The sequence below is a fragment of the Pseudomonas lalkuanensis genome (genome assembly GCF_008807375.1).
Classification (GTDB): Bacteria; Pseudomonadota; Gammaproteobacteria; order Pseudomonadales; family Pseudomonadaceae; genus Metapseudomonas; species Metapseudomonas lalkuanensis.
In genome coordinates, this window is record NZ_CP043311.1 from 4,500,819 (window position 1) to 4,514,913 (window position 14,095).

Genomic DNA, 14,095 nt, shown 5'->3' on the forward strand with positions numbered 1-14,095 from the left:
GGTTGGACAACGCGTCCTACAAAACAGCGCGCGACATCTGTCGGAAAAGTCCGTTTCCAATTGTTGCGTGCGGTGGAAAGCCACATCGCCGGCACCCTCTGGCGGGTGCAGGTGAAGGAAGTCACCAGCGTGAAGGCCGGGGACATCCCGTGGGACGATTTCAAGCGCTATGCCGACCGCAGGTCTGCCACGGAGAGTCAAGGGGGTCAGATGCGCTGCGTTTGGCGAATGAATTCGCCCCCACGAGCAATCCATCCTCCTTTCACAGTCGCTGCCGTCCGTTTGCCCACGCCGTTCCGCAGCCCTACAGTTCAAGCGGCACCGCACGCAAAAGGACCCGCAATGCCGCCGCTCAGCCGCGACCAGGCGCAACGCCGCGCCGACGATATCCAGGCCTTCTACCGGGAGGTGGAGCGCTTGCATGAAGAGCAGACCCTGCTGCTCTCCCCCGAACAGATCGACCAACTGGACGAACACCATCGCCAGTTGCTGGCAGACTATCGAGACGCCTTCGATATCGACCCGGATGCCCAGGCCCGACGCCTCTCCCTCGGCATGCGCATCGCATCCTTGCTGGGTGCCCTCGCGCTGGCGGCCAGCCTGCTGTTCTTCTTCTATCAGTTCTGGGGCTGGTTCCCGGAAACCGCCCAGGTGGGCGTTCTCGCTGGCTTCTCGGTGGGCAGCCTGCTGCTGACCCTGCTGCTGCGCCGACGCGACTCGTCCGGTTATTTCGCCGGGCTGGCGGCAGTCCTGGCCTTCGCCTGTTTCGTGCTCAACGTGGTCATGCTCGGGCAAATCTTCAACATCACCCCCAGCGACAAGGCACTGCTGCCCTGGGCCGCCTATGCCCTGCTGCTGGCCTATGCCTGCGAAGTACGTCTGCTGCTGGCGGCCGGCCTGGCCTGCAGCATGGCCTTCATCGCCACCCGGCTGACGAGCTGGAGCGGGCTCTTCTGGCTGGACTGCACCGAACGGCCGGAACACCTGCTGCCCGCCGGTTTGCTGATCTTCCTGGTGCCGCAGTTCATTTCCCAGGCGCGCTATAGCGGCTTCGCCGCGATCTACCGGGTAATGGGCCTGCTCGGGCTGTTCGTGCCACTGCTGGTGCTGGCCAACTGGGCGGCAGGCAGCTATCTGCCCTGGCCACGCGACCTGGTGGAAGGCTTCTACCAGATCGTGGGATTCACCGGCGCGGCGCTGGCCATCTGGCTCGGCAATCGCCGCGACTGGCCTGACGTGATGCATACCGGCCTGCTGTTTTTCGTGCTTTTCCTCTTCATCAAGCTGTTCGACTGGTGGTGGGAGGTCATGCCGAAGTACCTGTTCTTCCTCATCCTCGGACTGGTCGCCGTGCTCATCCTGCTGGTACTCGGCCGCTTGCGCCGAGCCCACAAGGGGGGACACCACGCATGAAAGCCCGCACTGCCCTGCTCAGCGGCCTCGCGCTGATCGGCCTGACCAACGCCATCGCCCTGGGCGGCGTCTGGTTCAACCGCAGTGGCGAACCGGACAGCCGCCTGCTGCTTTCCGAACGCGAACTGCACCGCGACCACGACTGGACCCTGCGCGAAAACAGCGGCCTTGCCCTGCGCCTGGACTGGCGACTGCCCAGCGACCCGAATAGCGACGATCTCTACCAGCGTCTGCCGCTCGATGACGCCAAGCTGCAGCAACTGGGCTTCACCGCTGGCGACCGCGAAGGGCTGCGCTTCGATAATCGTAACCGCGAGGTGTTGGTGGTACTCGAACTGGACGGCCCCGCGCGCAAGGCCGAACTGGAGCGCGCCCGGCAGCGCCTGACGGAGGCCGAAGGCGAGTTGCGCGCAAAGCCTGCGGACAAGCGCAGACAGGACGCCGAACGCGCCGCCCGCGACTATCTTGAGCAGGAGGAAAAACGCGACAGCCGCCTGTTTGCGGTAGACGTGGGACTGGATCGAGAAGCCCTGCGCGTGCGTCACGCCGATCGCAGCCGCTACGCCATCGTGCGCGGCAGCGTCAACGCCTGGGTTCGCGACGGACAGCTCACCGGCCAGATCGGCAGCCTGCGCATCAGCGAAATCAACGTACCCCATGCCTGGCGCGAAGCACTGGGTGAGGAGCTGGCGCGCGACCGCCACAGCGAATCGCCCCCGCGCTTCCGACTGTGGATGAGCATCGGCCAACGGCTGGAACCCTGGATCGATTCGGCGCCCGAGTTTCAGCGCCGCGGCCGTCAAGGAACGCCCGACGACGTCGATAGCCTGGCGTCAAGTACCCGTCCGTGACGCCTGTGTTACTGCACGCTAGCATTGCGCCACCACACCGAGGCCATGTTGTCCGATGCCGCTACAAGAACACACCAAGCAAAGCCACCGCCTGCTGGTCATCACACTGGTACTGCTGCTTGGCTGCGGTTTTCTGGCCACTTCCCTGGTCAGCTACCAGGCGTCGCTCAAGTCCATTCGCAACACCATCATCAACACCGAGCTGCCGCTGACCTCGGACAACGTCTACTCGGAAATCCAGAAGGATCTCGTTCGGCCCATCCTGATCTCCTCCATGATGAGCCGCGACACCTTCGTGCGTGACTGGGTGATGCAAGGTGAAAAGAACGCCGAGCCCATGACCCGCTACCTGCGCGAAGTGCAGGAGCACTACGGTGCCTTCACCTCGTTCTTCATTTCCGACCGCACCCTCACCTACTACCAGACCAAGGGCGTGCTCAAACAGGTGAGCCCGAAGGAACCACGGGACATCTGGTACTTCCGCGTGCGGGACATGAAGGAGCCGTACGAGATCAATGTCGATGTGGACATGGCCAACCAGGACCGGTTGACCATCTTCATCAACTACAAGGTGTTCGACTACGACGGCAAGTTTCTCGGCGCCACAGGCGTCGGCCTGACGGTGGACGCGGTGATCAAGCTGATCGACGAATACCAGCGCCGCTACGATCGCAGCGTGTACTTCGTCGACACCAGCGGGCGTATCGTCCTGACCGGAGCCAACGGCGGCCCGCTGGGAGCGCGGGTCGGCCAGAAGCTGTCAGAAGTGCCCGGGCTGGAGGACCTGCAGGCCAGACTGGGACGCCCGCAGACAGGCAAGTTCGCGTATCAGGAACGCGGTCGCGACCACTACCTGAATGTGCGCTACATCCCCGAGCTGGACTGGTACCTGTTCGTCGACAAGCACGAGGGCGGCCTGCTCGCGGGCCTGCGCAATACGCTTTACCTCAACCTGCTGATCTGCCTGCTGGTGACCGCCATCATACTGGTCCTGGTGACTCGCCTGATGCGCCGCTACCAGCACCGCATCGCCGCTCTGGCCACCACCGACAGCCTGACCGGCCTGCCCAACCGGCGAGGCTTCGAGCTGCTCGCCGGCCAGGCGCTGCAGGAAGCCCGACGCGACCGCAAGCCGCTGACGGCGCTGCTGCTGGATCTGGATCACTTCAAACTGCTCAACGACACCTACGGCCACCAGGCCGGCGACCAGGTGCTGCAGGGCTTCGCCCAGAACCTGCGCGACGGCCTGCGCCAATCGGACATCGTCTGTCGTTGGGGTGGCGAGGAGTTCATCATCCTGCTGAAAGATACAGGCAACGCCACGGCCCACCAGCTTGCGGAGAAAGTCCGTGGCGAAGTGGCCGCGCAGCGCTATCCCTTCAGGGGGGTGAACCTGCAGGTGACCACCAGCATCGGCCTCGCCGAGATGCACCCGGACGATTCCCTGGACAGCCTGATCGGCCGCGCCGACCGCGGCCTCTACCGGGCCAAGCAATCCGGCCGCAATTGCGTATGCGTGGAGCCTTCGGGAAATCACGACGCGTTGTGATCCGGAGGGAGCGAGTTCATTCACGAATGAATTCGCTCCCACAATCCCCAATTCCCCGTTCCGTTGTAAGAACTGGCCAACCTCAGGCCAGCAATGCTACGGACTTGATCTGCGCCCAGATCGACTGCCCCGGGTAGAGACCCAACTGATCACGGGAAAAGCGGGTGATGCGCGCGAGCATGGGCGCACCGTCCACATCTAGGCGCACCAGCACATGGGCCGGGTTGGCGGCCGGAAACTCTTCCACCACCCGTGCTGGCAACAGGTTGAGGATACTGCTGTCGCGCTGCTTCTCCAGGCTAAGGCTGACGTCCCGCGCCAGCACCCGGAAGCGCAGCGCGCGGCCCTCGGCAACCGGAGAATGGGCCACCCGTACACTCAGCGAGCTGCCGGGCAAGGCCAGGGTCAGCAACTGGTAGCGCGGATCGAATCCTTGCACGCAACCTTCGATCACCACGCCCGCTTCGTCTTCCTGGGCGATGGGCAGGTCGAGGCGTGACAGGGTCTGGTCGAGCGGCCCGCTGGCCAGCACCCGGCCGTTGTCCAGCAATACCAGGTGATCGGCCAGGCGCGCCACTTCATCTGGCGAATGGCTGACGTAGAGCAGCGGAACGTCCAGTTCGTCATGCAGGCGCTCCAGGTAGGGAAGGATTTCGCCCTTGCGCTTGAGATCCAGCGCCGCCAGGGGTTCATCCATCAGCAGCAGGCGCGGGCTGGTCAGCAAGGCGCGGGCGATGCCGACACGCTGGCGCTCGCCGCCGGAAAGGTAGCCCGGCATACGTTCCAGCAGGTGGCCGATGCCGAGCAGTTCCACCGCATGGTCCAGCTCGACCCGGAGATCCTGCGCGGGAACACGCCGCTGACCGAACTCGAGGTTACGTCGCACCGAGAGGTGCTCGAACAGGCTCGCCTCCTGGAACACATAGCCCAGCGGCCGCTTGTGGGTGGGCAGGAAGTGGCCCCGGGCGCTGTCCTGCCAGACCTCGCCATTCACTTCCAGGAAGCCCTCGGCGGCCCGTTCCAGGCCGGCGATGCAGCGCAGCAGGCTGGTCTTGCCCGATCCGGAATGGCCGAACAGGGCGCTGACGCCGCGTCCCGGCAGAGCCAGATCGGCCTCCAGGACGAAGTCCGGGTGGCGCAGGTTGAAACGTGCGCGAATCTGTTGCATGGCTCAGGTCCAACGGGGTTTCAGGCGTCGGCTGGTGTTCAGTGCCAGCAGGATGAGGAAGGAGAACAGCAGCATGCCGCCGGCCAGCCAATGGGCCTGGGCGTATTCCATGGCTTCGACGTGATCGAAGATCTGCACCGAGACCACGCGGGTCTTCTCCGGAATGTTGCCCCCGATCATCAGCACCACGCCGAACTCACCCACCGTGTGGGCGAAGCCGAGGATCGAGGCGGTGGCAAAGCCCGGCTTGGCCAGGGGCAGCACCACCGAGAAGAAAGTGTCCCAGGGGCTGGCGCGCAGGGTCGCGGCCACCTCCAGCGGGCGCTCGCCGATGGCGGTGAAGGCGCTCTGCAGGGGCTGCACCACGAAGGGCATGGAGTAGATCACCGAACCCACCACGAGGCCAGCAAAGGTGAAGGGCAAGGTGCCAAGGCCGAGGCTCTGGGTGAACTGGCCGATGAAGCCGTGGGGCCCCATGCTCACCAGCAGGTAGAAGCCGATGACGGTAGGCGGCAGCACCAGCGGCAGGGCGACCACAGCCGCCACCGGCCCCTTCAGCCGCGAACGGGTACGCGCCAGCCACCAGGCGATGGGCGTGCCCACCACGAGCAGGAGCAAAGTGGTCAGGGTCGCCAGTTCGAGAGTCAGCCAGATAGCGGCCAGGTCGGTGCGGTCGAGGGGGAAGCTCATGGGTTGGCCGAATGATCAGTTTTCGCTGTATGGCGAACTATATAGCGAAGTTTTACAGCCAGCCAGAATCAGTCGCTGCTCCACCCAGGCCCAGCCCGATGCAAGGCGTTATCGGCTTCCTGCAGCAGCTGTTCCAGGTCCTGCCCTCGGCTCGACTCGGCATGGCCGATGCGCAGGGTCAGGCTCTGCTCCGCCGCACGATTGAAGGCCCCCAGGCCGGCGCGCAGGCGCTGCAGCACGGCGTGCGGATCGCCATAACCGGTGGTCAGTACGAGGAACTCTCCACCACCGAGGCGTGCAATCAGGTCATCCCGGCGGAACTGTGCCCGCAACATGCGCGCGGCTACCAGCGGCAGGTTCTCGGCCGGCCCGCTGTCGTTGCTTTCCACCTGCAGGTGGAGCAGCAGGCAGGGCGTGTCGCGCTGGCGTGAAGTTTCGAGGCTCTCGGCGGCGTGGCGCAGGAAGCCGAGGCGGTTGTGCAGGCCAGTGAGTTCATCGGTCATGGAGAAGCGCTGGATATCCTGTTCGACCCGCTCGCGCTCACAGGCTTCGTCGTAGAGCAGGCGGTTGGCGGCCACCAGTTCCTGGGTACGGGCGATGACCCGCTGTTCGAGCTCGTTGTAGAGCTGGACGTTCTCCATGGCCACCGAGGTCGAGTCCGCCAGGGCCTGGAGCAAGCCGACTTCACGCACGTTGGCCAGGCGCGGAGTGGCCCAGTAGGTGCCGATCGCCCCCACCGGGGCCATGCTGCGGATGGGCACCATGACCAGGCTCTTGACGAAGGTCGGGCGGTAGGCGTCGTGGGGAATGCGCGGGTCCTGGTAAATGTCTTCGATCACCGCGGGCTCGCGGTTGAGCATGGCCCAGCCGCTGATGCAAGTCTCCATGGGGAAGCGCAGGCCCTTCCACAGCGGCGAGATGGCGTCCTCGTCCTTGTAAAAGCAACGGTCGCCATCGCGCAGGACGAATGTGGCGCCATCGGCCCCCACCAGCTCTCGCGCGGCACTGCGCACGATCTCGGCGATGCGGTCGAGATCACGGGCCAGGGAAAGCTCCTGGATGGCCCGAACCAGGCATTCGAGATTGCGTTCGTAGCTGACAGCGGAACCATCCATAGACCCACGCCTCCGGACCGGGGCGAGAGCGCCCCGGATTCATATCAGCATAGAGCGTCAGTCGTTGCGAGAGGGGGAGAGCAATTCGATTTTGTAGCCGTCGGGATCTTCCACGAAGGCCAGGATGCTGGTGCCGTGCTTCATCGGCCCCGGCTCGCGGGTGATCTTGCCGCCGCGGGCGCGGATGTCTTCGCACGCCTTGTAGACATCGTCCACTTCCAGGGCGATGTGGCCGTAGGCGTTACCCAGCTCGTACTTGTCCACACCCCAGTTGAAGGTCAGCTCGATCACGCTGTTGTGGGCCTCGTCGCCGTAGCCGACGAACGCGAGGGTGAACTGACCGTCCGGGTAGTCCTTGCGGCGCAGCAGGGTCATGCCCAGCACTTCGGTGTAGAAGGCGATGGATTTGTCCAGGTCGCCGACTCGCAGCATGGTATGCAGCAGTCTCATCGATACTTCCTCATCGGTTGCCCGTATTTCGCGGGCTCTTGAATGACGAACCCCGGCTTTTGGCCGGGGTCCGTGGGCTCACGCTTACAAGCTTATCAGAACAGCTTGCGGCCCTTGCCTGCGGCGATGCGCATGCGCAGGGCGTTGAGCTTGATGAAGCCAGCAGCATCAGCCTGATTGTAGGCGCCGGCATCGTCCTCGAAGGTGGCGATATTGGCGTCGAACAGGGAGTCGTCGGACTTGCGGCCGACCACGATGACGTTGCCCTTGTACAGCTTCAGGCGCACCACGCCGTTCACGTTGGCCTGGGAGGCGTCGATCATCTGCTGCAGCATCAGACGCTCCGGGCTCCACCAGTAGCCGGTGTAGATCAGGCTGGCGTACTTGGGCATCAGCTCGTCTTTCAGGTGGGCCACTTCGCGGTCCAGGGTGATGGACTCGATGGCGCGGTGGGCCTTGAGCATGATGGTGCCGCCGGGGGTCTCGTAGCAGCCGCGGGACTTCATGCCGACATAGCGGTTCTCGACGATGTCGAGGCGGCCGATGCCGTTCTCGCCGCCGATGCGGTTCAGCTCGGTCAGCACCTGGGCCGGGGTCATGTCCTTGCCGTCGATGGCAACGATGTCGCCATTGCGGTAGGTCAGCTCGATGTAGGTCGGGGTGTTCGGCGCGGCTTCCGGAGACTTGGTCCAGCGCCACATGTCTTCTTCGTGCTCGGTCCAGGTGTCTTCCAGCACACCGCCCTCATAAGAGATGTGCAGCAGGTTGGCGTCCATGGAGTACGGGGACTTCTTCTTGCCGTGGCGCTCGATCGGGATGGCGTGCTTCTCGGCGTAGTCCATCAGCTTCTCACGGGACAGCAGGTCCCACTCGCGCCAGGGGGCGATCACTTTCACGCCCGGCTTCAGGGCGTAGGCGCCCAGCTCGAAGCGAACCTGATCGTTGCCCTTGCCGGTGGCGCCGTGGGAGATGGCGTCAGCGCCGGTCTCGTTGGCGATTTCGATCAGGCGCTTGGCGATCAACGGACGGGCGATGGAGGTACCCAGCAGGTACTCGCCTTCATAGATGGTGTTGGCGCGGAACATCGGGAACACGAAGTCGCGGACGAATTCTTCGCGCAGGTCATCGATGTAGATTTCCTTGACGCCCATCGCCTGGGCCTTGGCGCGGGCCGGCTCGACCTCCTCGCCCTGGCCGAGGTCAGCGGTGAAGGTCACCACTTCGCAGTTATAGGTATCTTGCAGCCACTTGAGGATCACCGAGGTGTCCAGGCCACCGGAATAAGCCAGGACAACCTTCTTCACGTCCGCCATGCCATCAACTCCACGGGGGTTGTACGAAAAACCCGTGATTCTACTGACCCTGGCGGCCAAATTACAGTGTCGCGACAGCTTATGACGACGAGGCGACAGTTTCTGTCAGTCGCGCGACGAACGGCGGGATCAGGACCCGGTCCGCGGCTGGGAATCGGCAGCAGCGCCCTGGACACCGGGAGCGGTGGCCGGCGCAGCCGGAGTGGCTGGAACGCCAGGCGCGGCGGGGGCCGGCGCCTCCGTCGGAACCGGGGCTGGCGCTGCTGCCGGTGCGGCGGGCGCTTCGACGGGCAGATCAACGCGGGACAACTGCACGGTGGCACGACGGTTCTTCTCCCGGTTGGCCGGGCTGTTGTTCGGCGCCAACGGGTAACGCTCGCCATGGAAGCGCATGACCATCTGCGCTTCGGGGAAGCCGTTGGCCTTGAAGTAGTCGAACACCGCCAGGGCACGGCGGCGCGACAGGTCGCGGTTGGTCAGGCGGTTGCCGCTGTTGTCGGAGTGACCGTCGATTTCGATGTGATTGACGCTGGGATCGGCCTTGATGAAGTCGAGCATGATTTCCAGCTTCGCCCGCGCCATCTCGTCCAGCTCCATGCCGCCGCCCGGAAAGCCGACCTGCACATGCTTGACCTGGTCGAAATTCACCGGCAGCAACTTGGCAGTGCAGGCGAGGTAATCCTGATAGGCCCGGTTGAATTTTACCGGCAGCAGGCGTACTTCCATGGAATCGCCGCCTTGCAGGGTACGGTGACGAACCAGTGGGCTGCGACCTTCCAGCAAGCCGGTGAGCAGGCGCCCGGCCTGCTGCTGGGAACTGCTGAAAGGCACTTCACCGCCGCCGACGCTGACCACGCCGAGGTTGATATCTCCCCTCCCCGGCTGCCAGGGCGCCGCCGCTGCCAGCAGCGTCGCCGAGCCGGTCCCCATCCAGCGCTCCCGCGCCTTCAGGCGGAAGGTGGCCTGCTCGCCGGCCCGGCGCACGAACTCCCCGGAACCGAAGTCGGTGATGGGCTGCGACAGCCGGCATTCGAACTTGTCCCCCTCGACCTTCCACTCCACCTTCTCCAGGCGAGTCTGGAAGGTAATGGCCATGGCCGGCAGGCTGGCGAACAAGCTCAGGAAGACGAGATAGCGCTGGCGCACGGCGGGCTCCACGGGGAATTACGGCGTTCCTGCTGGATATCGGTGCCAAGCGGAAAAACTTGAGCGGGGATTTGCCTGCAAGGCGGTCGCCGGCTCCTGCCCTGCGTGCCCCGGAAGGGCTTTTCCGGTAGCATGTCCGCCCAGTTCTGCCCGCCTGGAAGCCCCTCATGTCCGACCGTTTGACCCTCCTGCGTCCCGACGACTGGCACATCCATCTGCGCGATGGTGCCGTCCTGGCCCATACCGTCGCCGATGCCGCCCGCACCTTCGGCCGCGCCATCATCATGCCCAACCTGGTGCCCCCGGTCCGCAATGCCGAGGAAGCCGACGCCTATCGCCAGCGCATCCTCTCTGCCCGCCCGGCCGGCAGCCGCTTCGAGCCGCTGATGGTGCTCTACCTCACCGATCGCACCAGCCCGGAGGACATCCGCGCGGCCAAGGCTTCGGGCTTCGTCCACGCCGCCAAGCTCTACCCGGCCGGCGCGACCACCAACTCGGACTCCGGCGTTACCAGCATCGACAAGATCTTCCCGGCCCTCGAAGCCATGGCCGAAGTCGGCATGCTGCTGCTGGTCCACGGCGAAGTGACCCGTGGCGAAATCGACGTGTTCGACCGCGAAAAGGTGTTCATCGACGAGCACCTGACCCGTGTGGTCCAGCGCTTCCCGACCCTGAAGGTGGTGTTCGAACACATCACCACCGGCGACGCGGTGCAGTTCGTGCAATCGGCCTCGGCCAACGTCGGCGCCACCATCACCGCCCATCACCTGCTGTACAACCGCAACCACATGCTGGTTGGCGGTATCCGCCCGCACTTCTATTGCCTGCCGATCCTCAAGCGCAACGTGCACCAGGAAGCCCTGCTGGACGCCGCCACCAGCGGTAGCGCCAAGTTCTTCCTCGGCACCGACTCGGCGCCCCACGCCAAGCACGCCAAGGAAGCCGCCTGCGGCTGCGCCGGCTGCTACACCGCCTACGCGGCCATCGAGCTGTACGCCGAAGCCTTCGAACAGCGCAACGCGCTGGACAAGCTCGAGGCCTTCGCCAGCTTCCACGGGCCGGACTTCTACGGCCTGCCACGCAACACCGACCGCATCACCCTGGTGCGCGAGGAGTGGACCGTCCCGGCCACCCTGCCACTGGGCGAGCAGGTGGTGGTACCGCTGCGCGCCGGCGAGAAGCTGCGCTGGCGTCTGCTGGAGGAGCAAGCGTGAGCGAGGACCTCTACGACGACGAACTGGACGGCAGCCTGCCGTCCGGCCCGCGCCATCCGATGGCGGCACGCTTCCGTGGCTACCTGCCGGTCGTGGTGGACGTGGAGACCGGCGGTTTCAACGCCGCCACCGACGCCCTCCTGGAAATCGCCGCGACCACCGTCGCCATGGATGAACAGGGCTTCCTCTATCCGGACCACACCCATTTCTTCCGCATCGAGCCGTTCGAGGGCGCCAACATCGAACAGGCCGCGCTGGAGTTCACCGGGATCAAGCTGGACCACCCGCTGCGCATGGCAGTGAGCGAGGAGCACGCGCTGACGGAAATCTTCCGCGGCCTGCGCAAGTCGATCAAGGCCAACGGCTGCAAGCGCGCCATCCTGGTCGGCCACAACTCCAGCTTCGACCTCGGCTTCCTCAATGCCGCGGTGAACCGGACCGGCCTAAAGCGCAATCCCTTCCACCCCTTCTCCAGCTTCGACACCGCGACACTCGCCGGCCTCGCCTACGGCCAGACCGTGCTGGCCAAGGCCTGCCAGGCCGCCGGCATCGAGTTCGACGGCCGCGAGGCGCACTCGGCGCGCTACGACACCGAGAAGACCGCCGAGCTGTTCTGCGGCATCGTCAACCGCTGGAGGGAAATGGGCGGCTGGATCGACGACGAGGACTGACCTCGGCATCCAGTTGCAGGAGCGAGCTTCGCCAGCAAGCTCGCTCCTACAAGCACCCAGACATGAAAAAGCCCGGCATCTGCCGGGCTTTTTCTTTACCTGGAAACGCTTACAGGGAAGAAGCGTTCTCGGCCAGGTACTGCGCAACGCCTTCCGGAGAAGCGGTCATGCCCTTGTCGCCCTTCTTCCAGTTGGCCGGGCAGACTTCGCCGTGCTCTTCGGTGAACTGCAGGGCGTCGACCAGACGCAGCAGCTCGTCCATGTTACGGCCCAGCGGCAGGTCGTTGACGATCTGGGAACGCACGACGCCGTTCTTGTCGATCAGGAAGGCACCACGGTAAGCCACGCCACCTTCGGACTCGACGTCGTAGGCCTTGGCGATTTCGTGCTTCATGTCGGCAGCCAGGGTGTACTTGACCTGGCCGATGCCGCCCTTGTCCACCGGGGTGTTACGCCAGGCGTTGTGGGTGAAGTGGGAGTCGATGGACACGCCGATCACTTCCACGCCGCGAGCCTTGAATTCGGGGATGCGGTGGTCCAGGGCGATCAGCTCGGACGGGCAGACGAAGGTGAAGTCCAGCGGGTAGAAGAACACCAGGCCGTATTTGCCCTTGATGGCTTCGGACAGGGTGAAGCTGTCAACGATTTCGCCATTGCCCAGAACGGCGGCAACGGTGAAGTCCGGAGCCTGCTTGCCTACGAGAACGCTCATTCCATGTCTCCTGAGTTGTCATGAGTAATCAATGCGCCGGGGGTCACAGCCTGGCCAACCAATGTGGCGGCGCCATGACACCCGCTTCCAAAAGAACGGGCAATAATACACTCGGCAGATAGCCCCGCCCACCGCTTTCGACTAGCGGGTCAATGTCGGCAGATCACCGTCCGGGAAGGCGCGAAGGCCTCTGGTCCGGGCGTTTCGAACATATCTTTGACAATCATTCTCATTACTATTAGTATCCCTTCCATTCAATCACTCCCCCGAGTCCCAAGTCGCCATGTACGTCTGTCTCTGTCTGGGTGTCACTGACGGTCAAATTCGCGAAGCCATCTACGAAGGCTGCTGCAGTTATCGCGAAGTACGCAACGCTCTGGAAGTAGGTACCCAATGCGGCAAGTGCGCATGCCTGGCCAAGCAGGTGGTCAAGGAGACCCTCGCCGAGGTACAGAGCAGCCAGGCAGCCCTCGCCTACCCCGCTGCCTACGCTATCGCCTGACCATTCGGCGGGAACACAGGAAACCGGACCTCAGCGTCCGGTTTTTTTGTGTCTGTTTTTCAACTATTTAGAGTTCAAATGTAGAAGTTAAACATTCTTATTAATATTCGAATTCATTTGAAATTCAATGACTTAGATTTGACACACCAAGTTTCACGGATCAGAATTCAAAAATCTCCCACCTACGGCAGGACTCCACATGAAAGGCGACAAGAAAGTCATTCAGCATCTCAACAAGATCCTCGGCAATGAACTTGTTGCGATCAACCAGTACTTCCTGCACGCCCGCATGTATGAAGATTGGGGCCTGAAGAAACTGGGCGATCACGAATACCACGAGTCCATCGACGAGATGAAGCATGCGGACAAGCTGATCAAGCGCATCCTCTTCCTCGAAGGCCTCCCCAACCTGCAGGACCTTGGCAAGCTGATGATCGGCGAGAACACCAAGGAAATGCTCTCCAGCGACCTGAAGCTGGAACTGCAGGCGGTGCCGGACCTGAAGGCCGCCATTGCCTACTGCGAAAGCGTGGGCGACTACGGCAGCCGCGAACTGCTGGAGGAGATCCTCGAATCAGAGGAAGAACACATCGACTGGCTGGAAACCCAACTGGGCCTGATCGAGAAGGTTGGCCTGGAAAACTACCTGCAGTCGCAGATGGACGAGTAATCCGGCGTGATTAAGAAGCCCCGCAATTGCGGGGCTTTTTATTGGTCTTCGAAATAATGGAAAAACGGGAATATTTCCAATTGGCAGATAACAGCGGGAAATAGGACCGAACTTCCCCACATGAACTTCCATACGCCATCCATTACTCAACTTCCTTGACTGGCACAGCACTGATGCGCGCAGTGCCCCTCTACTGCTTTTCCGGGCCCCTATGAAAAAGCCCCGCACTTGGCGGGGCTTTTCATTGAATGACGGATCAGGCGCTGGCCTTGCTCACGGCATCCTTGACCAGGGTCTGCAACTCACCCTTCTCGAACATCTCGGTCATGATGTCGCTGCCGCCAACCAGTTCACCGGCTACCCAGAGCTGCGGGAAGGTCGGCCAGTTGGCGTACTTCGGCAGGTTGGCGCGGATTTCCGGGTTCTGCAGGATGTCCACGTAGGCGAACTTTTCGCCGCAAGCCATGAGGACTTGCGCGGCGCGGGCCGAGAAGCCGCACTGCGGAGCATTCGGCGAGCCTTTCATGTACAGCAGGACAGTGTTGTTGGCGATCTGCTCTTTGATGGTTTCGATGATATCCATTGGGCACCTCGGCTGAACTTTCCGACTGGCGAGTCGGCAGGATGGCGG

15 protein-coding genes are annotated in these 14,095 nt (G+C 63.4%); 7 read left to right on the top strand and 8 right to left on the bottom strand.

Annotation, left to right across the window (positions count from 1 at the left end):
* The first annotated feature begins 342 nt into the window (after window positions 1-342).
* From FXN65_RS20825 to FXN65_RS20835, 3 genes are read left to right on the top strand one after another with little or no spacing between them, the layout of a single operon-like run.
* Window positions 343-1,413, top strand: coding sequence for a DUF2157 domain-containing protein (locus FXN65_RS20825; protein WP_151135960.1), 1,071 nt, complete (start codon window positions 343-345; stop codon window positions 1,411-1,413).
* The gene (locus FXN65_RS20830; protein WP_151135962.1) at window positions 1,410-2,264 is read left to right on the top strand and encodes a DUF4824 family protein; all 855 of its coding nucleotides are present in this window, start codon (window positions 1,410-1,412) and stop codon (window positions 2,262-2,264) included. The genes FXN65_RS20825 and FXN65_RS20830 overlap by 4 nt, the downstream gene beginning before the upstream one ends.
* A gap of 55 nt (window positions 2,265-2,319) precedes the next feature.
* Window positions 2,320-3,813, top strand: coding sequence for a sensor domain-containing diguanylate cyclase (locus tag FXN65_RS20835; RefSeq protein WP_151135964.1), 1,494 nt, complete (start codon window positions 2,320-2,322; stop codon window positions 3,811-3,813).
* An 82-nt stretch (window positions 3,814-3,895) separates the two neighbouring features.
* On the opposite strand, the gene modC is transcribed toward FXN65_RS20835, so the two are convergent.
* From modC to FXN65_RS20865, 6 genes are all read right to left on the bottom strand, one after another.
* On the bottom strand, window positions 3,896-4,981 hold the full coding sequence (gene modC / locus FXN65_RS20840) for a molybdenum ABC transporter ATP-binding protein (RefSeq protein ID WP_151135966.1): 1,086 nt from the start codon (window positions 4,979-4,981) through the stop codon (window positions 3,896-3,898).
* Window positions 4,982-4,984: 3 nt separating this feature from the next.
* Entirely contained in the window at window positions 4,985-5,671 is a 687-nt protein-coding gene (gene modB, locus FXN65_RS20845; RefSeq protein ID WP_151135968.1) for a molybdate ABC transporter permease subunit, read from the bottom strand.
* Window positions 5,672-5,739: 68 nt separating this feature from the next.
* Window positions 5,740-6,786 carry a GGDEF domain-containing protein gene (locus FXN65_RS20850; RefSeq protein ID WP_151135970.1) on the bottom strand — a complete coding sequence of 349 codons (1,047 nt, stop codon included), beginning with the start codon at window positions 6,784-6,786 and terminating at the stop codon, window positions 5,740-5,742.
* Between the two features lie 57 nt (window positions 6,787-6,843).
* Window positions 6,844-7,236 (bottom strand): lactoylglutathione lyase, encoded by a 393-nt coding sequence (gene gloA, locus FXN65_RS20855; RefSeq protein WP_151135972.1) that lies wholly within the window; start codon window positions 7,234-7,236, stop codon window positions 6,844-6,846.
* A gap of 95 nt (window positions 7,237-7,331) precedes the next feature.
* On the bottom strand, window positions 7,332-8,549 hold the full coding sequence (locus tag FXN65_RS20860; protein ID WP_151135974.1) for an argininosuccinate synthase: 1,218 nt from the start codon (window positions 8,547-8,549) through the stop codon (window positions 7,332-7,334).
* 129 nt (window positions 8,550-8,678) lie between these two features.
* Window positions 8,679-9,695: a flagellar protein MotY gene (locus tag FXN65_RS20865; RefSeq protein ID WP_151135976.1), complete on the bottom strand. Its 1,017-nt coding sequence runs from the start codon at window positions 9,693-9,695 to the stop codon at window positions 8,679-8,681.
* 167 nt (window positions 9,696-9,862) lie between these two features.
* Between FXN65_RS20865 and pyrC the strand changes: the two genes are divergently transcribed.
* Entirely contained in the window at window positions 9,863-10,909 is a 1,047-nt protein-coding gene (gene pyrC / locus FXN65_RS20870) for a dihydroorotase (RefSeq protein ID WP_151135978.1), read from the top strand.
* The gene (gene rnt, locus FXN65_RS20875) at window positions 10,906-11,580 is read left to right on the top strand and encodes a ribonuclease T (RefSeq protein ID WP_151135980.1); all 675 of its coding nucleotides are present in this window, start codon (window positions 10,906-10,908) and stop codon (window positions 11,578-11,580) included. Before pyrC ends, rnt begins: the two co-directional genes overlap by 4 nt.
* Before the next feature lie 109 nt (window positions 11,581-11,689).
* Here rnt and FXN65_RS20880 read toward each other — a convergent pair whose 3' ends face one another.
* Window positions 11,690-12,292, bottom strand: coding sequence for a peroxiredoxin (locus FXN65_RS20880; RefSeq protein WP_151135982.1), 603 nt, complete (start codon window positions 12,290-12,292; stop codon window positions 11,690-11,692).
* A gap of 283 nt (window positions 12,293-12,575) precedes the next feature.
* Here FXN65_RS20880 and FXN65_RS20885 point away from each other — a divergent pair, with 283 nt between their 5' ends.
* Both FXN65_RS20885 and bfr read left to right on the top strand, forming a co-directional pair.
* On the top strand, window positions 12,576-12,794 hold the full coding sequence (locus FXN65_RS20885) for a bacterioferritin-associated ferredoxin (protein WP_044870649.1): 219 nt from the start codon (window positions 12,576-12,578) through the stop codon (window positions 12,792-12,794).
* Between the two features lie 199 nt (window positions 12,795-12,993).
* Window positions 12,994-13,464, top strand: coding sequence for a bacterioferritin (bfr, locus tag FXN65_RS20890; protein WP_151135984.1), 471 nt, complete (start codon window positions 12,994-12,996; stop codon window positions 13,462-13,464).
* A gap of 256 nt (window positions 13,465-13,720) precedes the next feature.
* Here the strand turns inward: bfr and grxD are convergent, their stop codons facing one another.
* On the bottom strand, window positions 13,721-14,047 hold the full coding sequence (gene grxD, locus FXN65_RS20895; protein ID WP_151135986.1) for a Grx4 family monothiol glutaredoxin: 327 nt from the start codon (window positions 14,045-14,047) through the stop codon (window positions 13,721-13,723).
* Window positions 14,048-14,095: the final 48 nt, after the last annotated feature.

Coding starts and splice junctions, on each gene's coding strand:
- pyrC (WP_151135978.1), top strand. CDS start 9,863: ATGTCCGACCGTTTGACCCTCCTGCGTCCCGACGACTGGCACATCCAT.
- FXN65_RS20850 (WP_151135970.1), bottom strand. CDS start 6,786: ATGGATGGTTCCGCTGTCAGCTACGAACGCAATCTCGAATGCCTGGTT.
- modB (WP_151135968.1), bottom strand. CDS start 5,671: ATGAGCTTCCCCCTCGACCGCACCGACCTGGCCGCTATCTGGCTGACT.
- FXN65_RS20885 (WP_044870649.1), top strand. CDS start 12,576: ATGTACGTCTGTCTCTGTCTGGGTGTCACTGACGGTCAAATTCGCGAA.
- modC (WP_151135966.1), bottom strand. CDS start 4,981: ATGCAACAGATTCGCGCACGTTTCAACCTGCGCCACCCGGACTTCGTC.
- FXN65_RS20835 (WP_151135964.1), top strand. CDS start 2,320: ATGCCGCTACAAGAACACACCAAGCAAAGCCACCGCCTGCTGGTCATC.
- grxD (WP_151135986.1), bottom strand. CDS start 14,047: ATGGATATCATCGAAACCATCAAAGAGCAGATCGCCAACAACACTGTC.
- FXN65_RS20860 (WP_151135974.1), bottom strand. CDS start 8,549: ATGGCGGACGTGAAGAAGGTTGTCCTGGCTTATTCCGGTGGCCTGGAC.
- FXN65_RS20880 (WP_151135982.1), bottom strand. CDS start 12,292: ATGAGCGTTCTCGTAGGCAAGCAGGCTCCGGACTTCACCGTTGCCGCC.
- gloA (WP_151135972.1), bottom strand. CDS start 7,236: ATGAGACTGCTGCATACCATGCTGCGAGTCGGCGACCTGGACAAATCC.
- FXN65_RS20825 (WP_151135960.1), top strand. CDS start 343: ATGCCGCCGCTCAGCCGCGACCAGGCGCAACGCCGCGCCGACGATATC.
- bfr (WP_151135984.1), top strand. CDS start 12,994: ATGAAAGGCGACAAGAAAGTCATTCAGCATCTCAACAAGATCCTCGGC.
- FXN65_RS20830 (WP_151135962.1), top strand. CDS start 1,410: ATGAAAGCCCGCACTGCCCTGCTCAGCGGCCTCGCGCTGATCGGCCTG.